Source organism: Cupriavidus sp. H39 (genome assembly GCF_050271075.1).
GTDB lineage: Bacteria > Pseudomonadota > Gammaproteobacteria > Burkholderiales > Burkholderiaceae > Cupriavidus > Cupriavidus necator_B.
In genome coordinates, this window is record NZ_CP189848.1 from 1,026,633 (window position 1) to 1,045,668 (window position 19,036).

Sequence of the window (19,036 nt, forward strand, 5' to 3'; positions counted from 1 at the left end):
TGTCGAGGACAACTACTCGGTACTACAGGACAGCGAAACCGCTGTTTGGGAAAGCTGGCATGACTGTTCAAAGGCGGTGGGCGCGGGAGCAGGGCGGGGCGCAGATGGCACACGCATGGAACGGCCAGCGGCCGGGACCGCGCATGCCAAGAGGGCTGCGCGCCTGCAGCCGACGCTCTGCCGAGGCGTGCACGCATCGCGCAGCATGCTGAGCATGCTGGGCGCGGGCCATGCAACGGAGCGGCGCGCTGCCGCCCAGGCGGGCCGCGGCAGGGTGACGGGCGTGCATGTTCGGTAACGCCGGTTGGTGGACGGCGGGCATGGTGAAGCTCCCCGAATATTTCTTCTGTTGTCGGCCAAATTGCGCTGGCATTGCGGCAACGCGGTGCTGATGGCGATGCAGCGTGCCATGGCATAGGCAAGGCGCGGGCCAGCTAGCGTCAGATCGTTGTCCCACAAGGCTTCCCAGCCATCGGTGCAGAATCGGTGTATGCCCGGTCTGCGCCGCAGAGACGTTCCGGGCATGCTTCGTTGCCATCCGGAAACGCGCGCCACACAAAGTAATTCGGATGACTAAACTGATGCACTAGTGCGCATCCCGGCGCACCGCTCGCAACCGCCGGACATGGTGCGCCGCTCTCAGCCAAAAGCATGAGCCGGCGAGGTCGGCCGCGTGCAGCGCCTCGGGCGCGTGGACGACCCTATTGGCCCTCTTCCCTAGGCGTTGCCGCTTTGGGCCACCTGATGGATGAGTAAGCGCTGCCTGCGGTCGGCGTTTCCGAATAGAAACATCACGGCTGCCCGGTACCCCCTGAGTTGTTTTAAGAAGACGGCGCAGGATCCTCGCCGCCCCTTGTGAAATCGACGGTCCAAGCCAGACCAGGTCCGATGATTCAGGATGGAAACGTTGTGCGCGGATGGGCTGGCCAAGGGCGGTAAGGTGCGCGACCCGGCATCCCCGTTGGCTTGCGCTCCGCCGCCTGAGCGACAACACTGAACCGCGAAGGTTGGCTCTCGGCAGTGCTCCAGCGAAGTCGATCGTGGCAACTACAGGCCGATGAGTCGATGGCGCAGGCGCGTGCTTGCACGTAGGCGAGCACGAAACATGCTGCGATAGACAGGAGGGGCCGCCGAGGCAGCCCAGTGAGTCTCCGGAGCAAACGACATGGCTTTTCAGAACCTGATGGACAGCAAGGAACCGATCGGGGCGCCCGACGGGCACTGGCTCGACGCGGGTCGTCTATGGCTGTATTCGTGTGCGGGGCTGATTTGCTACGTGTCGTTCTTTGGCATCTGGATGTTCCGTGCCTGGGTATTGGCAGTTCCGGGGCTTATCCAGCCGGGAGCAGACTTTGTCGTCTTTTGGAGTGCGGCGAGCGTGGCGCTCGAGCATGGCGCAGCAGCTCCGTACAACTATGACCTGCTGCACGCCAAAGAAATTTCGGCCATGCCTGACCTTGCGGTCGGCGGTGGCATGCTGCCATGGTTTTATCCGCCTACATTCCTGCTGCCTTTGCTGCCGCTTGGCCTGTTGCCCTATTGGGGCGCTGCCCTGGTGTTCCTGTTGGGCGGAATCAGTTGGTACGGGCTGGCAATGCATCGGACATTGCCGTGGCGCGGGGCGTGGATTGCCGCATTGGGATTCCCGGGAGTCGCCATCGGCGTTGCGACCGGGCAGAACTCACTTTGGCTGGGCGGCACCGCGGGCCTGGCTCTTGCCCTCCTGCACCGACGCCCGATGTTGGCCGGGATGTTGCTCGGGCTACTGACGGTCAAGCCTCACCTCGCGATCATGTTCCCGCTCGCCTTGTTCTGCGCCGGCGCGTGGCGCGCGTTGCTCGGGCTGCTCGTGAGCGCGACGGCGCTGGCGCTCCTGTCGCTGGTGTGCTTCGGGGTCGAACCCTTTCTGGCATTCCTGAAAGCAACAGGCGTTGCACGCGTGGCAGTCGAGGACGGTTCGGCAATGCTGGTGCGGATGCCCACGGTGTTTGCAGCCATCAAGCTGTTGCTCGGAGGCGTCGCCGTGCCTTATGCCGTGCACGCGATATTCGCTTGTGCGGCTGTCGCCTCGGTGATCTACGCATGGTCACGTCCCTGCAGCTTTGCCCTGCGTGCAGCGGTGCTATGTACTGCCATGCTGTTGGTCCCTCCCTACTTGTACGACTACGACCTCGCTTTCCTGGGTATCGCCATCGCGTGGCTAGGCATTCATGCACATCGCTACGGCTGGCTCGCTGGCGAGCGCGAGTTGCTGATCCTGTTGTGGCTGCTGCCGCTGTACGGGCTGTTGGCGGGAGAGTGGGTCGGGATACAGGTGATGCCCCTCGGATTGCTGCTGGCGCTGGCGCTTTCCGTCTGGCGCATCCGGCTGGAACGCACAGGCAAGGCATTGCGCGATGCGCGATAACAGAGCTAGGGCAGCTATCCGATAGCTGCGCCGGGCCGAAGACAAGGCGCTTGATAGCGCAAGCATGACGGCGCGCACAGGCTGCGGCGTCTCGGGGAGAGAAATCATGTCGGGTCCATATGATGTCAGGCTGCTTTCTTTGGTGGTGCCTTGCTACAACGAGTCGGACAGCGTCGGCAAGTTTTTCGACTGTGTCATTCCGGTGCTCGAAACCATCGATGCGATCCGCTTTGAAATTGTGCTGGTCAACGACGGCAGCTCGGACGACACGCTGGACCAGCTTATTGCGTACTCGCACCGGGATCCGCGCGTGCGGGTCGTTGACCTGACGCGGAACTTCGGCAAGGAAGCGGCTCTGACTGCGGGCCTGGACGAGGCCCTGGGCGATGCGGTAATCCCGATCGATGCCGACCTGCAGGACCCGCCCTCACTGATTCCCGAGCTGGTCAGGCGCTGGCGCGAGGGCGCAGAGGTAGTGCTGGCCCAGCGCAGCAGCCGGGCGTGTGATTCCTGGCTTAAGCGCATGACGGCAGGGGCTTACTACCGCGTCCATAACAAGCTTTCTGACCAGAAACTGCCGGTCAACGTGGGCGATTTTCGCCTGATGGACCGCGTGGTGGTCAATGCCCTCAAGCAAATGCCGGAGCGGCGCCGCTTCATGAAGGGCCTGTTTGCCTGGGTAGGCTACCGCACCGTGATCGTGTCCTATGAGCGCGAGCCCCGCAGCGCCGGGCAGTCCAAGTTCTCCGGCTGGCGCCTGTGGAACTTTGCGCTCGAGGGCATCACCAGCTTCAGCACCATGCCGCTGCGCAGCTGGACTTACATCGGCGTGGCGATCGCGCTGGGTGCGTTCGGCTACGGCACCTTCATCGTGGCGCGGACGCTGGTGCTGGGCATCGATGTGCCGGGCTATGCGTCGCTGCTGTCGGCGCTGTTGTTTCTCGGCGGCATCCAGCTTATCGGCCTGGGCGTGGTGGGCGAGTATGTCGGCCGCATCTACGACGAGGCCAAGGGGCGGCCGATCTACCTCGTGCGGCGGCGTTACCAGGAAACGGGGCACACCAGGATCGTGGCGTCGGGACGGCGCGTGATCCGGATCGATCGCGGCCAGGCCAGCAATGGCCGCTGAGGGTCGCCGTGGGTGCCTGGCGCGGATCAATCGCGGTAGGTCCAGGCCCGGTGCAACAGGTAGGTGAACACCGGCACGGTGAGCACCACGCCCGCCAGCCCTGTCCAATAGCTGGCCCCAAGCCGCTGCGCGGCCCATGAAATACCGACGGTCAGCGCCAGACCCAGCAGGGAGACGCCGGCGAAGCGCGCCAGCGTGCGCTGGCGCAGCCGCGACGAAAAGCTCCACAAGGTATTGAGCAAGTACGAGCACGCCGTGGCGGAAACGAAGGCGACGCCGTTGGCCGCGACGGGCGAGGCGTCGAGCATGCTCACCAGCGTTGCCGTGATGGCGACATGCACGCCGGTCGAGGTTGCGCCGGAAACCAGGAAGCGCGTGAATTGGCGCAGCCCGTGCGCGCTGCCGCCGGCGTTCACGATGCGCGCAGCACGGCCATCAGTGAAATGCCGAACGGCAGCGAACCGCGTGCGAGCCAGTGGCGCTCTGTGCGGAACACGCGGTGCAGCACGTGGTTGACCGGCGCGGCCGGAAGGCCGGCGCCGGTCGCGTGGCGGCTGCCGCGCAGCCGGTCGCCGATGCGCGCGGCGACCGCCAGCGGGAACAGCATCGTGTTGAAGTACGAGATCCGTTCCGCGCGCAGGCCGCAGCGGCTTGCCAGCGCGTGCAGCGAACGCTGGCTGTAGCGGCGCTGGTGATGCAGGAAGACGTCGTGCGCGCTCCATAGCCACTGGTAGGCGGGCACCGTGACGAAGACTGCGCCGCCCGGTTTCAGCAGCCTGGCGGCGCAGTCGAGCGAGCCGGCATCGTCGGCGATGTGCTCGAGGCAGTCGAGCAGGCAGACCAGGTCAAAGCTGTGCCCGGCGAACGGCATCTGGTCGGGGCACTTGCCGTGGCGCAGGTCGTAGGCGTCGCCGGTTTTCTCGCGTGCCAGGCGCAGCGCGGTGACGTCCATCTCCACCGCGCTGACCTTGCCGAACTGCGACAGCATCGCAAGATTGCCGCCGGTGCCCGCGCCGATCTCGAGGATCGACGCATGGCGCGGCAAGGCCAGGCCGGATAGGACGGTGGCGACGATCTCGCGCCGGCCACGGAACCACCAGTGGCTGGCTTCGGTGTCGGCCATTTCAAGGTAGGCGTCAGGCGACATGGTAAGAATCTGTCATGAGGGGTTGGCGTGCTAGCCCTGCACGCAGATCAATCCCAGATCCCCCTTCTTCGCCTGCAGCTTGTAGTCGCGCATCAGCCTGAACAGCGTCACCCGCGAAATCCCGAGCTCGGCGGCCACGTCGATCAGCCGTTCATGGTGCCGCTGCAGCGCTTCGACGATGGCGTTCTGTTCGGCGGCCTCGCGGATCGCGGCCAGCGTCAGGGGGCGGTCGTCGGCGGGCGCGGCCAGTTCCAGATCCTCGGGCTGGATCACGCCGTCTTCGCACATCGCGGCGGCGTGGCGAATGCGGTTGATCAGCTCCCGCACATTGCCGGGCCAGGTGTGCAGCTGGATCGCGCGCAGCGCCATCGGCGAGAAGCCGCGGATGCGTGCCGGCGACTGCTTGCGCACGGTTTCCAGCACGTGTTCGGCGATCAGCAGGATGTCGCTGCCGCGCTCGCGCAGCGGGGGCTGGCGCACCCGCAGCACGCACAGCCGGTGGTACAGGTCGCCGCGGAAGCGCTCGGCGGCGATCGCGGCTTCCAGGTCGACGTGGGTGGCGGAGATGATCCGTACATCGACCTCGACCGACTCGGTGCCGCCGAGCCGCTCGATGCGCCCGGTCTCGAGGAAGCGCAGCAGGCTGGTCTGGCTTTCGATCGGCATGTCGCCGATTTCATCGAGAAACAGCGTGCCGCCCTGCGCCATCTCGATGCGGCCGGGCTTGCGCTTGGTGGCGCCGGTAAACGCGCCGCGCTCGTAGCCGAACAGTTCGGACATCAGCAGCGTGGGCGGAATCGCCGCGCAGTTGACCGCGATGAAGGGGCGCGAGGCCCGCGCCGAGGCGCGGTGGATAGCCTGCGCCGCGAGTTCCTTGCCGGTGCCGGACTCGCCCGAGATCAGCACCGGCGTATCCCAGCGCGACACCTTTTCGATGCCGCGGAACAGCGATTGCATGGCGGGGCAGCTGCCGATCATGCCATCGGGCCGGGCCGTGCGCGGGACTTCCTGCGGTGCGCCGGGCCGCAGCCGGGCCATGCCCAGCGCATGGCCCAGGGCCTCTGCCAGGCGTGGGTGCTCGAGCGGGGCGGTGTGATAGTCGACGAAATAGAGGCCGAGCAAGCGGCGCGCGGTTTCGCTCAGCATGTGCTGGCCGGCGACGATGCCGATCCAGCCGACATGCGGCTGCGCCAGCCAGGGTTCGAAGGTTTCCAGCTCGGCATCCGTAAAGCCGCCTTGCAGGTCCAGCAGCGCGGCCAGCGGCTGGTTGCCCGATGGCAAGGCCTGCAGGTCCTGCAGGTTCGACGCGAAGCTGATTTTCCAGCCGCGCTGGGCGAACAGCCGGCACAGCGTGGCGTCATGGTGCTGCGACAGGTACAGCAGCGGGCGGTTGGCGTACGCGCTCATGAGATTTCCCCGGATTCTTGTTTTTGCGGAACTGGCGGCCGGCATGGCCGGCCGCTCGCTCCGTTGGCTCTAAGGCTTGCACCGGCCGCATCGTGGCGATGCCGCACGGCGCGCTCCCCAATTTCTGTTGTTTCACCCCGTTCTGCTGCCCGCGGAACGCCGCGTTAACCGGCATGCCGCGGGATTCAGGTGACACGGGCCGCTTGCTTGCGCTCGCGGCCCGTGTGCCTGAATGACCTCCGCTTTATCTTGTCGGCGCCCAATGTCATGGCGGGTGCCGATGCGGGCCAGATCCTGCCGCGTGGCCCTCGCTTACAGCGCCAGTCCAATTCCCGCCCTGGGTTGCGGGGGTCGTCCTGAAACTGATCCTCGGCGAACGCGTGCCAGTGTGCTTGCCGCTGTCGTTTCAGACTTCCCCTTTGTGCCGGGCTTCTGTTCGCGCAGACATATGTGCGACGAATGTGCCAGAGTGGGCTAAGTACTTGAAAAGAAAGATAAAGCAATGTAGCGGGGCGCGTGTCGCCGGCCCCGCGCGACCCAAAACGTTCCGCTCTTGTTACGCGATGCCCTGTTTTTATGTTGCGTTGCAAAAGAAGTTGCGGCGGTAAAGATACGTGTCGAGCACTCGCTCGTCACTTGCGGTGTACGACAAGGCATTTGCTGCGCAGCGAGTCCCCCTGAACGAGGGAGTGAAAAATTCGAAACGCTCACCACCGAGGGCTCCCATACGGCACGTGATCGCCCCTCGAACAGTTTCATTTACGTTACAAGGATTTGAAGTGCATACATCTTCCGCTGACATTTGGCGACACCGCGGGCCTCAGCCTTTTGGTGCCGCGCGCCTGCTGGCAGCGGTGGCAGCATGGGAACACCCGGCGCGTTGACAGGCCTTTGCACGAATCGCGTCCCGGCATCTCAGTCGCTTCTCATCTGTTTGGATGGGGAGAGCAAATTTTTCAGCGCGGCCGGCACGCTGGTCGGATTGGTTGCATCCGTGAAACTCGGCCACCGCGGCGACGAAGTGGCGGTGCCGGGGAATGGTCCGTGGCGGTTGCTTCGGTCCAGCCTCCAAGCCCTTGATTTCGCGGGCCTGGACGAAAATGATTCGTATTGCCAACATCACCGTGCCAAGCGATTTCAAGGATGAAACTGTGCGGCATGGCCGGGGGTGGCGGCATCCGCTTGCGCGCCTTCCTGGCGCACCTGTTCCTGCAGCCAGGCATGGAACTGCTGGATGGCCTTCTCGCGCGGATTGCCTTCGCGCCAGGTTACCCAGTAGTGCAGGCTCGACGGGATGCGGGTGGGACCTATCTGCACCAGTTCGCCGCTCGCCAGGTAGTCGTGCGCCAGCTGTGCGCGCGCGGTCGCCACGCCCAGCCCGGCCACGGCGGACTGCAGCATCAGGCCCGCGTCCTGGAAGATCGGGCCGCGCTCCGGTTCGTCGCCGGGCAGTCCGGCTGCTTCGAGCCAGTCGCGCCAGGGGCGCAGGGCAAAGCGCAGCATCGGCAGGCGCGGCACGTCGGCCAGCGTAAAGCCGTGGTAGCGCGCCAGCAGCGCCGGGCTGGCCACCGCGATCACATGGTCTTCGATCAGGTTGTGGCACTCGAAGCCGGGCAGGTCGATGCGCTGGTGCCAGATCCCGACATCGACGCTGTACGGGTCGGGCGGCGTGATCTCCGCATGCAGCCGAAGGTGCAGGTCAAGCGACGGCACCTGGGCATGCAGGCTGGGCAGGCGCCGGATCAGCCAGGCATTGGCCAGGTCGGCCATCACGCTGACCTGCAGCCGGATCACCGGCGGCTCGGCGCTGTTGCCAGCCTCGCGCAGCGCGCTTTCGATGTCGTCGAGCGCGCCGCGCACCTGTTCGGCCAGTCGCGCGCCCACGCTGGTGGGGGCCATCTGGCTGCCGCTGCGCTGGAACAGCTTGGTGCCGAGGCTGGTTTCCAGCGCGCGGACATGGTGGCTGATGGCGCTGTGGGTCAGGGCCAGCTCCTCGGCCGCGCGCGAGAAGCTGCGGTGGCGCGCGGCGGCCTCCAGTGCACGCAGCGCTTGCAGCGGCGGCAGATGGATCGGACTTGGGGAAGCTCTGGCGGGGGCCTTGGCCATGGTGGACAAATTCTACTCACAATTGCCGCGGAATTTCTGGTGGCGCCTGGACGGAATGACAGCAAGGCCCAAGGGACAGTGGACGACTGAGAATTCAAACTCGCCTTCCAGGGTGCTCGCAAGCGCGTCCGCCAGCATGGATGTTGGGGTCTCCCATGGGGTTGGGCCAGGACGCAGCCTCGTCCTGCGGTGCCGGCGTGTATCCGAACGAAGCGCTATCGGGCTGTGTCGCTCAACTATTGCAGGGCGGGAGCGGCGGTGTGGTAAGGCTTGTGGCGCGCCGCGTTCCTAGGTCTTAAGGTTGATTCGCCTAAAGGACGATGCCTGTTATGCACGCCGCACAGTATCTTGCCCCTATTAGCTTTGCCTGGCGGCGATGCATGCGAATTGCCGCCAGGTCATGCCGGGGGGCGACAAAAATGACAACGGGGACTTGGGTCTTTACCCGTGGGGATGCGCTTAGATGGGGAGTGGTTCTGCTTGTGCTGGCACTCGACGGAGCCTGGCTCGCCATGAGCGGGCGTTCCGTGACTATCGCTAGCCTGGGTGGCAGTTGTCTTGGCGTGGCTATGCTGGCTGCGATCGCCATGGCGCTGGGCCTGATCGCCTCCCATCCACGTATTAGCGCTACGTTGCGTGGATTGCACTATCGGCGCCTGGCGCTGGTAGCGCATAGCGGCGCACTGCTGGTCGCTTTCACCAATGTCATGGGCGTCATGTCATATCTGCTGGTGACACTAGCGCCGCCTCTGGTGGACGGCCGGCTGGCGGCGCTGGATCAGATGCTGGGCTTTGATTGGCCGCGGGCATACGTGTGGGTGCGTGCCCACCCGGGCATTGATTTCGTGCTGAAGCTTGCTTACATGAGCGGACTCGCCCAGCTGGTGCTCATTCCCATGCTGACTGGTTTGCTGGGACAGTCCATTTATCTGCGCGAGTTCATTGCGAACCTGATGTTGTCTTGCGTGCTGCTGTTGCTGATCGCCGCGCCGTGGCCCGCGGCTGGCGCCTATGTCAGCTACGGCCTGGCCAGGCCGGACGAGATTGCCACCGTCGCGCACTTCGCCCAACTTCGCGACGGCACCATGCACGTGTTCGATCTGGGTCATATGCAGGGACTGGTTTCTCTGCCTTCCTACCACACCGCGCTAGCCCTGATCTTCATCCAGGCAATGCGCTGGACTCGGGTGGGCTTCCTCGTTGCTTGCGTATTGAACGGTCTGATGATTCTTTCCACGCCCACAGAGGGAGGCCATTACCTTGTGGATGTGGTCGCAGGTGTTGGGCTATGGGCCTTGACCGCAGGCATGCTGCATGCATTTGCCGCCCGGCGCACGCCGGCGCTGGCCGGGCAAGCGGCGCCGGCACAGCTGGCTTGAGGGAACGGCGGACGCATGAGTGCGCTGGCCAGCAGGCAACAATAACAACAAGCTTCGGGGGAAGGCCATGGAACCAGGCAATCCAGTCAATGCCGCCGTCCCGGCGGGAACCAGAGAGGCATCTGGTCGGCCCAGCGCGGCAATGCAAAGCCAAGAAGTGCGCTGGCGGCGAATCCTCTGCGTGCTCTTTTTTTTCTCCGGGTTCCCGGCGCTAATCTACCAGTTGGTTTGGCAGCGCGCGCTGTTCCGAATTCTTGGCGTCAATATCGAGTCGGTAACGGTTGTGGTTACCGCCTTCATGCTCGGGCTTGGCCTTGGCAGCCTTGCGGGTGGATTGCTATCGAGGCGGCGCGGCTTGGCGCTGCTTCCGCTGCTAGCCGCTATCGAGCTCCTTACCGGTGCTTTCGGTCTGGTGTCACTCGGCATATTCGATCGGGTCGGTACGCTGGCACTTGGCTTGCCCTTAGGTATGACAGCTGCCATGACGCTGGCGTTGGTGCTGTTGCCGACCCTGCTGATGGGCGCTACCCTGCCGGTGCTGGTCGGCCACCTGGCACCGCGGTCCGGCAACGTTGGCAATTCGGTGGGACTGCTTTACTACGTCAACACCTTAGGCGCAGGGGCCGCCTGCCTTTTCTCCGCGGTGGTGCTGTTTCCCTTCCTTGGCATGCAAGGAACGGTATATGTGGCGGTCGCATTGAATATTGTGGTCGCTCTCGCAGCATTGCTGATGCACTGGCGCGAAGGCCAGGGGCTTCATGTCGGCCGGGAACGGGCGGCGGCTTCAGGCACTACCGCGCCAGCGTTGAGGTTCTTGGTAGTCTTGGCGCTAGCCTGTATCGGCGGAGCCATTTCTCTGTCATATGAGATTTTCTTCTTCCGCACAGTCTCCTATGCGTCGGGCGGCAGCGCCTTCGCCTTCGCTGCAATCCTGGGCGCGTTCCTGACAGGCATCGCCTCGGGTTCCCGCCAGGCCAGCGAATGGTGTGACGGCGCGCTAGAGCACGGCATGCGGCGCCTGGCGGGTGCGCTGCTGAAAGCCAACCTGGGCGGCCTGCTGTTCTTGCCCGTGCTGGCGCATTTAGCGCTCCCTGCTGGCGTGCTCCTCGGTACCTTACTCTTGATGGTGTACCTGATGGCACGCAGTTGGGGGTCGCTGCTTCCGTGCCTGGCTCACTGGGGCGTCGCGGCCGACGGTCATGCCGGCATGCGTACCGCGCTGCTTTATCTTGCCAATATCATCGGCGCCGCCGCGGGCAGCATCATCACCGGCTTCGTGCTGATGGAGCAACTCGGCCTGGTCAGCATTGCCGTGGTGCTGGTGGGCGCGGGGGTCGCATGCTCGCTGTTGCTGGACGCTTGCTTGCCTTTGCCACCGCGCCTGAAGCGCTGGCACGGGGGCGCTGCCTGTGTAATGGGCGTGTTAGCCATGGTGGCGCTGCCCCCGCTTAGTGGGCCAGTGCTGGAAACCCTGTTGTGGAAAGGAGCGTCCGATGCCAGGGGCCGCTTTGTGCAAGTGATTGAAAATCGCAGCGGCATCATCACGGTAGACCAGGAGGGCACCGTGTACGGCGGAGGCATGTACGACGGACGCTTCAACGTGGACCTGGTGCATGACACCAACGGTATTCTGCGGCCCTACGCCTTGAACCTGTTCCATCGCCACCCGCGCGATGTGCTGATGATCGGTCTTTCCTCAGGGTCGTGGGCGCAGGTGATCGCCAACAACCCGGAGGTCCGCTCGCTGACCATTGTCGAGATCAATCCGGGCTATGTGGAACTGATTGCGCGCAATCCGGAAGTGGCCTCGGTGCTTCGCAATCCCAAGGTGGCCATCGTCGTCGACGACGGCCGCCGCTGGCTTCGCCTGCACCCGGAGCGTCGCTTCGACGCCATCGTTTCCAATACCACCTGGCATTTTCGGGCCCATGCCACCAATCTGCTGTCAGCAGAATTTCTGCAACTGGCCGATCACCATCTGAAGCCGGGCGGCATTCTCTACTACAACACCACGGACTCGGAACGGGTCCAACGAACGGCATGCCTGGCGTTTCCCTATGGTGCGCGCTTCAGCAATCATATGGTGGTGTCTCGCGCGCCGCTGGCCTGGGACTTTGAGCACTGGCGGCGCACGCTGGAAGCTTATCGTATCGACGGCCGGCCTATCCTGGACCCGAGCCGCCGGCAGGACCGGGTGCTGACCGATAGCTTGAATACCGTGTGGCGATCCATTGAGCAGGGTGGCGGATCGGGGAGCGTCGATGCCATGGAAGCTTGCCCGCGCATTCTGGCGAGGACGGCTGGCCTCGCGTCGATCACTGACGACAATATGGGTACCGAATGGCGTCAGCCGCTCAGGCTTGACTGAACGTCGGTCAGCCAGCCCTCCGGCGCCACGGCCGCTTATCCAGCGCACTTGGGCGAGGACTCGCCCCTCGGCCGAAAAACGCTTCGCCGTGGACGTCAAATTTTACTCACAATGGCGGTGGGTATCTTTCGTTGGCTTTGCCATGTCAGAGAGAAGACAATGCAAGCCATATGACGACTACGACTTCCACCTTGTCTGCCGCATCTCCGCAAGCGCGGCCTGAAGGCAGTGCGCACGCCCGCTGGCGCGTGCTGGCCGTGTTTTCGCTGGGATTTTTGATTTCCTATCTGTTCCGCGGCGTCAACCTGGGCTTTGCCTCTCATCTGACGCATGAACTCGGGCTCAATGCCGGCGACCTGGGCCTGCTCACCAGCTTCTATTTCCTTGGCTTTGCCTGCGCCCAACTGCCGGCGGGCATCCTGCTGGACCGCTACGGTCCGCGCCGCACCGAAGCGGCGATGCTGCTGGTGGCGGTGGCCGGCTCGCTGGTGTTCGCGCTCGCGCCCGGCATGGCGGGCCTGGCCGCCGGCCGGCTGCTGATCGGCGTGGGCGTGTCGGTGTGCCTGGGTGCTGCCATCCAGGCGTTGTCAATGTGGTTCCCGCTGTCGCGCATGCCTTTGCTCAACGGCGTGGTCATGGCCATCGGCGGGCTTGGTGCGGTGCTCGTCGGCACGCCACTGACCTGGCTGCTGTCGTTCACCGACTGGCGCACGATCAGCATCGGCCTCGCCTGCGTGTCGTTGGCGATGGCGGCGCTGCTTTGGTTCACCGCGCCTGACAAGCCCCGCGTCGGCCAGGAAAGCCTGCGCGAGCAGTTGCGCGGCACGCGCCAGATCCTGGGCAGCGAGCGCTTCTGGCGCGTGGTGCCCCTGACGCTGCTCAACCAGGGGGTATTCCTGGCGGTGCAGACGCTATGGGTAGGCGCCTTCCTGCGCGACGTGTCCGGCTACGATGCGGGCAACAGCGCGCGGCTGGTATCGGTGATTGGCTTTGCGATGATGGCCGGCTGCGTCGGCTCGGGCTGGGCCGCGCGCCACCTGGAACGCCTCGGCGTGAGCCTCTATGCCTTTGCCGGTACCGGCATGACCGGCTTTATCGTGATCCAGTTGCTGCTGATGGCCCAAGTGCCGCTGCCACCCGTGCTGATGTGGGCCGCGTATGGGGTGTTCGGCTCCAGTGGCATCTTGACATACGCAGTGCTGGCACGCAGCTTCCCGGATGCACTGATCGGCCGGGCCACGACGGCATTGACCCTGACAGTGTTCCTGTCGACGTTCGCCTGCCAGGTGGGCGTGGGGCTTGTGCTGGATTTTTGGGCCGCGAGCGCCGGACATTACCCGAAGGCTGCGCACCTGACAGCTTGGAGCGGACTCGTGGTATTGCAGATGCTTGCAGCCGTGTGGTATCTGATGGGCGCGCGCCAACCCCGTTGACGACGACCGGGACGGTCCTCGGCGCTTTCGCATCGAACCAGGCATCGCGCTCCAGTGGCTGGGCGAATCCTCAGTAAATGCCCGGCAACACGCGATACCGCACTTTTTGACGATAGCGAAGGTATTCGGAATCGTTGGAGAGCAGGGCTTCCTCCCGAGTGATACGGACATACTGCAACACGTATAGTCCGACATAGACCAGCAGGTTTTGCAAGCCGAAATTCGTGAGCAGGAAGCCAATGTCGGCAATGACGTAGCCCAGGTAGATCGGATGCCGCACGAAGCGGTAAGCCCCGTGCGATACGATGCCGCGATTGGCAGGCAGTATCCCGAACGAGAAGCGGAGTGTGAACTTTGCATAGATCTGCCAGGCGAGCCCTGCGGCTTGCAGGCCAGCGCCAAGTATTTCCGGTACGAGGCGATCCCCCGGCGCCAGCTGAATTGCAAGGAAATAGTAGGAAGCGCCTAGCGAGCAGATGACGGTGACCGGACTCCAGTCTCGCCTTTTGGGAACCCGCACAAACAGGGACAGCCCGAGGGTCAGGCAATGTGCGAGCACCAGCAGCAGCAGCGTGATTCGCGTCGGGTCAGCGAGCCATTGCTGGATTGCCACGTATGCGAACCCCGCAAGCAGTATGGCGGTGGTGCTTCGGAGGCCGGCCTCGACGAGGAATTCCCGAAGATCTATTTTGGTCGCTGGGCCAGGGCTGCACTGATCCTTGTATGCTTGGTATTCTTGCATGGCTTCCCCTTGTCTGCGCGGAACCCTGGCGCTCCGCTTCGCTGGCTTTAGTGCAGCTGTTGACCAAGGGTAGCCCGCGCGCGTCGGACGCCATATCGGGCAGAAGTATGTTTCTCCAATGGAACCTGCTTACGCCTTTGAGCGTGCCGATCGCGGTGCGGATGCCACATCGACCGACATTGCGCATAGACCAGTCTGGGGAAGTGAAGCAACCCTAGAGAAACACCGGACGATCGTCCAGCTCGTTCGGATTGTGCCCGCCGTCCGAAGGGAAGTGCGTGGCGAGCAATGCGTGGATGCGCGCCACCGTGGCCAGCACCGGCCGCACCGACAGATCCTGCCTGAGTCCCTGGGCCAGTTCATCGCACACTTCGCGCCAGATGGCGGGCCCGACGCTGGCGTCGATGCCCCGGTCGGCCAGCAGCTCGACGGCGTGGTCGGCCAGGTTGATGTAGAGCAGCACGCCGGTCTTGTCCGCGGTGTTCCAGACCTCGAGCGCGCCGAACAGGAAGCGCGCGCGTTCGCGCGGCGTGACCCCGGCCCAGGCGTCGCCGACCGGCAGGCTGGCTTCGATCACCACGCGGATCTCGCCGCGGTGGCTGGCTTCGCCGGCATGCACGGCATGGTGCAGCTGCTGCTGCGCTTCCGGCGGAAAGTGCTTGCGCGCGGTGCCGGCCGTGGTGGCGATATGGTGCAGGGCGCGTTTGAGATGCGGCATGGTCGTCGTTCCTCGTGCTGTCACCAGTTGCCGGACGCGCCGCCGCCGTCGAAGCCGCCGCCGCCACCGCCGCCAAAGCCACCGCCGCTGTCACCGCCCCCGCCAAAGCCGCCGCCCCAGCCGCCGCTGCGCCGGCCCCAGTCCTGCCCCATGGTGTAGCCGCCCAGGCCGCCAAGGCCGCCGGCGATCACGTCGCGCCCGCGCCGGGTGGTGACGATCTGTGGCCCGCGCCGGCGCAGGATCGCGCTCAGGAAGAAGAACACGATGATCGCCAGCGGCAGCAGCGCCGGCAGCCATTGGTCCAGCGCCGATGCCTGCTGCGCCTTGCGCTGCGGCGCTGCCAGGCCTTCCTTGTCGATGGTGGCCTGGATCGCCGAGATGCCCGCCGCCAGCCCGCCATAGAAGTCGTTCTGGCGGAAGTGGGGCGCCATCACGTCCTGCAGGATGCGCTTGGACATGGCGTCGGTCAGCGACCCCTGCACGCCGCGGCCCACCTCCAGCCGCATCTTGCGCAGCCCGGGCGGGTTGTCCTTGGCGATCAGCACGATCACGCCGTCGTCGATGCCCTGGCGCCCGGCACGCCAGGCATCGGCCACGCGGATGCTGTAGGCATCGATCGGTTCCGGGTCGGTGGTCGGCACCATCAGCACGAAGATCTGGCTGCCGCGCTGCTGCTCGTATTCGGCCAGCACGTTCTCGAGCGCGCCGCGTTGCTGCGGCGTCAGGGTGCCGGTCAGGTCGGTGACGCGCTGGGTCAGCGGCGGCACCGCGACGAAGCCGTCGGCCGCCAGCGCCGGGCCGCCCAGCAGCGCCGCCAGCCACAGCAGGGCGGCGGCCAGCCAGCCAGGCAGCGCGGACCAGCGGCGGGGGGTGCCCATGGCGGTCATCCCCTCAGAACTTGACCGCGGGCGGCGTGGAGATGGCCTTCTCGTTTTCCACGGTGAAGGAAGGCTTGACCGGGTATTTGAAGATCATCGCCGTCAGGTTGGTCGGGAAGCTGCGCGCCAGCACGTTGTACTGCTGCACCGCGGCGATATAGCGCTGGCGTGCCACGGTGATGCGGTTCTCGGTGCCTTCGAGCTGCGATTGCAGGTCGCGGAACGAGGCATCGGCCTTGAGCTGCGGGTAGTTCTCGGACACCGCCAGCAGGCGCGACAGCGCACCGGACAATTCGCCCTGCGCCTGCTGGAAGCGCTTGAAGGCTTCGGGGTCGTTCAGGGTCTCGGGCGAGACCTGGATGCTGGTGGCGGCGGCGCGCGCCCGGGTCACGGCTTCGAGCGTCTCGCGCTCGTGCGAAGCGTAGCCCTTGACGGTGTTGACCAGGTTGGGGATCAGGTCGGCGCGGCGCTGGTACTGGTTGATGACTTCGCCCCAGGCCGCCTTGACCGCCTCGTCCTTGGTCTGGAAGTCGTTGTAGCCGCAGGCGGACAGCAGGCTGGCCAGGACCGCCAGCACCAGCCAGCGCCACACGGACAGCGGCGAGCGGGTGGGCGACGGGTGGGACGAGGGTGCGCGCATCGGAGGCTCCGGCGGTTGGACGAATCCCAAGTGTAGCGCACCGCCCTTGTGGTCATGCGTGCAGCCGGCGGCGCACCACGCGCCGCTGCCGCAAACCGCCTCAGGCCGCGGCGAAGGCCTTGCGCGCGGCGTCGAGCGTGGCCGCCAGGATGGCGTCGTCGTGCTGTGCGGAGACAAAGCCGGCTTCGAAGGCCGACGGCGCCAGGTAGACGCCGTGGTCGAGCATGGCGTGGAAGAAGCGGTTGAAGCGCGCCGTGTCGCTCGTGGTCACTTCGGCGAAGCTGGCGGGCACGCCGTCGCGGAAGTAGATGCCGAACATGCCGCCGATGGCATCCGCGGCGAACGGCACGCCCGCGGCGCTGGCGGCTTCGGCCAGGCCATCGGCCAGCTTGCGGGTCTGCGCGGCGAGGCGGTCATAGAAGCCGGGGGCCTGGATCAGCTTGAGCGTGGCCAGGCCCGCCGCCACCGCCAGCGGGTTGCCCGACAGCGTGCCGGCCTGGTACACGCCGCCCAGCGGCGCCAGCTTTGCCATGATGTCGCGGCGCCCGCCAAAGGCCGCCGCGGGCATGCCGCCGCCGATGACCTTGCCCAGGCAGGTCATGTCGGGCTGGATGCCGTAGTGCGCCTGGGCGCCGCCCAGCGCCACGCGGAAACCGGTCATGACCTCGTCGAAGATCAGCACCGCGCCATCGCGGCTGCACAGTTCGCGCATGGCCTGCAGGAAGGCATCGCTGGCGCGCACCAGGTTCATGTTGCCGGCCACCGGCTCGACGATCACCGCGGCGATCTCGCCGGCATGCTTGGCGAAGGCCTGTTCCAGCTGCTCGACGTTGTTGTACTCCAGCACCATGGTGTGGCGCGTCACGTCGGCCGGCACGCCGGCCGACGACGGCGCGTTGCGGGTGGTGTCGGCAAAGGTCAGCAGCCCGGAGCCGGCCTTGACCAGCAGGCTGTCGGCATGGCCGTGGTAGCAGCCTTCGAACTTGATGATCAGGTCGCGGCCGGTAAAGCCGCGCGCCAGGCGCAGCGCGCTCATGGTGGCTTCGGTGCCGGAAGACACCAGGCGCACCTGCTCGATCGACGGCACCAGCTTGCAGATTTCCTCGGCCATGGTGATCTCGGCTTCGGTCGGGGCACCGAACGAGAAGCTGTGCGCGGCGGTTTCCTGGACCGCGCGCACCACCTCCGGATGGGCATGGCCGACGATCATCGGCCCCCACGAGCCGATGTAGTCGATATAGCGCTGGCCGTCCGCGTCCCACATATACGGGCCCTCGGCGCGCGTGATGAAGCGCGGCGTGCCACCCACCGAACGGAAGGCGCGCACGGGCGAATTGACGCCGCCGGGGATGGTCTGCTGGGCGCGGTCGAAAAGCTGCTGATTACGGGACATGGCGTTGAGGTGAGGACAGAGCTGCAGGAGATCGTGCTCGGCGGGCCTGGGGCCAGATGTTGATATGAGGCAAAAACAGCGGAAGTTCGCTGCAATTGCCCGCCAATCGGGCGCTAACAAGGCGCTAACGGGTGCGAACACGGCGGAACTGGCACGATTCCGGCCGTCGCTGGCTGGCGCCGGCGGCACGGTTTCGGTACCATCTGCGCTGGATTTTAATGGAGAGTGGCCAGAGCCTGTTATGGAATACAAGACTTGGATGTGCCTGATCTGCGGCTGGATCTACGACGAAGCCGCAGGCGCGCCGGAAGACGGCATCGCCCCCGGCACCCGGTGGGAGGACGTGCCGATCAACTGGACCTGCCCGGAATGCGGCGCGCGCAAGGAAGATTTCGAGATGGTCGCGATCTGAGCGGTCTCTATCTAGAAGAACTGCAACAGCGCAGGCGCTCCCGTCGCGCCGATGCGACAGAACGCCACCGGGGCCTGGCCGCACCGGATTGACGGCCCCCCGGCGTCTTGTCACACTCTGTTGCAAAAATGACTGGCCGTCCCTCCGCCCGCGGTGGGGAGGACGGCGGGCAGATGCGGGGATCACGCATCGCCACTGCCGGGCTCAGCCCGGCCTTGGAAGGGAAATAAGAAGAATTTTCGGGGGTCCGTCGGGGCGCGCATGGGTCGCGCTGCTCCGCACGGGTGTTCTCTGGTGCTTGCCGGCGCTCCTCCAGGAGCCGCTGGTCGCGGGAACAACATGCGGGTCGCTCATAGAGAAGAAAACCAGCGGGTCAATACCGCCGGCGCCCAAGGTGTGGCGCCTGGCGTTCCTGTGCCGGGTGCCGCGCCGGACATCACGCCCGGGACCGCGCCGCAGCCGCGCCGCAAGGTGCTGGTCATCGACGATTCCAGCACCATCCGCCGTACCGCGGAAATCTTCCTGGCGCAGGCCGGGTACCAGGTGGTGCTGGCCGAGGACGGCTTCGAGGCGCTGGCCAAGGTGGGCGAGCTGCACCCCGACCTGGTCTTCTGCGACATCCTGATGCCCCGGCTGGACGGTTACCAGACCTGTTCGCTGATCAAGAAGAGCCCGCGTTTCCACGCCATCCCCGTGATCATGCTGTCCTCGCGCGACGGCGTGTTCGACCGCTCGCGCGGCCGCCTGGTCGGCGCGCACGACCACCTGGCCAAGCCATTCACCCGCGACGCGCTGCTGCAGGCCGTGCAGGCCTGCCTGCCGTGCCAGGCCGCGGGCGCGGCGTTGCCCGCCTGAACGGCACGCACGCCATGTACGA

General features: G+C 65.5%; 16 protein-coding genes. 7 read left to right on the forward strand and 9 right to left on the reverse strand.

All coding sequences use genetic code 11. The features are described from left to right. Nucleotides 1-1,165 precede the first annotated feature (1,165 nt). Nucleotides 1,166-2,407, forward strand: a complete 1,242-nt coding sequence (locus tag ACOCMH_RS20215; RefSeq protein ID WP_427312719.1) for a glycosyltransferase family 87 protein — start codon at nt 1,166-1,168, stop codon at nt 2,405-2,407. Nucleotides 2,408-2,513: 106 nt separating this feature from the next. Then, a complete protein-coding gene (locus ACOCMH_RS20220; protein ID WP_427312720.1) occupies nt 2,514-3,536 on the forward strand; it encodes a glycosyltransferase family 2 protein in 1,023 nt (340 codons plus the stop codon). A gap of 26 nt (nt 3,537-3,562) precedes the next feature. Here the strand turns inward: ACOCMH_RS20220 and ACOCMH_RS20225 are convergent, their stop codons facing one another. The 4 genes from ACOCMH_RS20225 to ACOCMH_RS20240 all read right to left on the reverse strand — a co-directional run bounded on the left by ACOCMH_RS20225 (nt 3,563) and on the right by ACOCMH_RS20240 (nt 8,196). Next, nucleotides 3,563-3,952 carry a GtrA family protein gene (locus tag ACOCMH_RS20225; protein ID WP_427312721.1) on the reverse strand — a complete coding sequence of 130 codons (390 nt, stop codon included), beginning with the start codon at nt 3,950-3,952 and terminating at the stop codon, nt 3,563-3,565. Next, the gene (locus tag ACOCMH_RS20230) at nt 3,949-4,683 is read right to left on the reverse strand and encodes a class I SAM-dependent methyltransferase (protein ID WP_427312722.1); all 735 of its coding nucleotides are present in this window, start codon (nt 4,681-4,683) and stop codon (nt 3,949-3,951) included. The genes ACOCMH_RS20225 and ACOCMH_RS20230 overlap by 4 nt, the downstream gene beginning before the upstream one ends. Nucleotides 4,684-4,713: 30 nt before the next feature. Next, a complete protein-coding gene (locus ACOCMH_RS20235) occupies nt 4,714-6,090 on the reverse strand; it encodes a sigma 54-interacting transcriptional regulator (protein WP_427312723.1) in 1,377 nt (458 codons plus the stop codon). 1,137 nt (nt 6,091-7,227) lie between these two features. After that, complete coding sequence (locus tag ACOCMH_RS20240) at nt 7,228-8,196, reverse strand: LysR substrate-binding domain-containing protein (RefSeq protein ID WP_427312724.1); 969 nt, start codon at nt 8,194-8,196, stop codon at nt 7,228-7,230. A gap of 569 nt (nt 8,197-8,765) precedes the next feature. On the opposite strand from ACOCMH_RS20240, the gene ACOCMH_RS20245 reads away from it, so the two are divergent. From ACOCMH_RS20245 to ACOCMH_RS20255, 3 genes are all read left to right on the forward strand, one after another. After that, nucleotides 8,766-9,575 carry a phosphatase PAP2 family protein gene (locus ACOCMH_RS20245; RefSeq protein ID WP_427312725.1) on the forward strand — a complete coding sequence of 270 codons (810 nt, stop codon included), beginning with the start codon at nt 8,766-8,768 and terminating at the stop codon, nt 9,573-9,575. A 142-nt stretch (nt 9,576-9,717) separates the two neighbouring features. Further along, the gene (locus ACOCMH_RS20250; protein WP_427312726.1) at nt 9,718-11,943 is read left to right on the forward strand and encodes a spermidine synthase; all 2,226 of its coding nucleotides are present in this window, start codon (nt 9,718-9,720) and stop codon (nt 11,941-11,943) included. Between the two features lie 170 nt (nt 11,944-12,113). Beyond that, nucleotides 12,114-13,376, forward strand: a complete 1,263-nt coding sequence (locus tag ACOCMH_RS20255; protein ID WP_427312727.1) for an MFS transporter — start codon at nt 12,114-12,116, stop codon at nt 13,374-13,376. A 70-nt stretch (nt 13,377-13,446) separates the two neighbouring features. Here ACOCMH_RS20255 and ACOCMH_RS20260 read toward each other — a convergent pair whose 3' ends face one another. The 5 genes from ACOCMH_RS20260 to hemL all read right to left on the reverse strand — a co-directional run bounded on the left by ACOCMH_RS20260 (nt 13,447) and on the right by hemL (nt 17,747). Continuing rightward, on the reverse strand, nt 13,447-14,118 hold the full coding sequence (locus tag ACOCMH_RS20260; RefSeq protein ID WP_427312728.1) for a methyltransferase family protein: 672 nt from the start codon (nt 14,116-14,118) through the stop codon (nt 13,447-13,449). A 214-nt stretch (nt 14,119-14,332) separates the two neighbouring features. Then, nucleotides 14,333-14,836, reverse strand: coding sequence for a TPM domain-containing protein (locus tag ACOCMH_RS20265; RefSeq protein WP_427312729.1), 504 nt, complete (start codon nt 14,834-14,836; stop codon nt 14,333-14,335). A 20-nt stretch (nt 14,837-14,856) separates the two neighbouring features. Next, complete coding sequence (locus ACOCMH_RS20270; RefSeq protein ID WP_427312730.1) at nt 14,857-15,714, reverse strand: TPM domain-containing protein; 858 nt, start codon at nt 15,712-15,714, stop codon at nt 14,857-14,859. Nucleotides 15,715-15,727: 13 nt separating this feature from the next. Further along, nucleotides 15,728-16,354 (reverse strand): LemA family protein, encoded by a 627-nt coding sequence (locus ACOCMH_RS20275; protein ID WP_427312731.1) that lies wholly within the window; start codon nt 16,352-16,354, stop codon nt 15,728-15,730. Nucleotides 16,355-16,454: 100 nt separating this feature from the next. Beyond that, nucleotides 16,455-17,747, reverse strand: coding sequence for a glutamate-1-semialdehyde 2,1-aminomutase (hemL, locus tag ACOCMH_RS20280; protein ID WP_427312732.1), 1,293 nt, complete (start codon nt 17,745-17,747; stop codon nt 16,455-16,457). Nucleotides 17,748-17,988: 241 nt separating this feature from the next. On the opposite strand from hemL, the gene ACOCMH_RS20285 reads away from it, so the two are divergent. Together ACOCMH_RS20285 and ACOCMH_RS20290 are read left to right on the forward strand one after the other, a co-directional pair. Then, entirely contained in the window at nt 17,989-18,159 is a 171-nt protein-coding gene (locus ACOCMH_RS20285) for a rubredoxin (protein WP_010813017.1), read from the forward strand. A 339-nt stretch (nt 18,160-18,498) separates the two neighbouring features. Further along, a complete protein-coding gene (locus ACOCMH_RS20290; RefSeq protein WP_427312733.1) occupies nt 18,499-19,014 on the forward strand; it encodes a response regulator in 516 nt (171 codons plus the stop codon). Nucleotides 19,015-19,036: the final 22 nt, after the last annotated feature.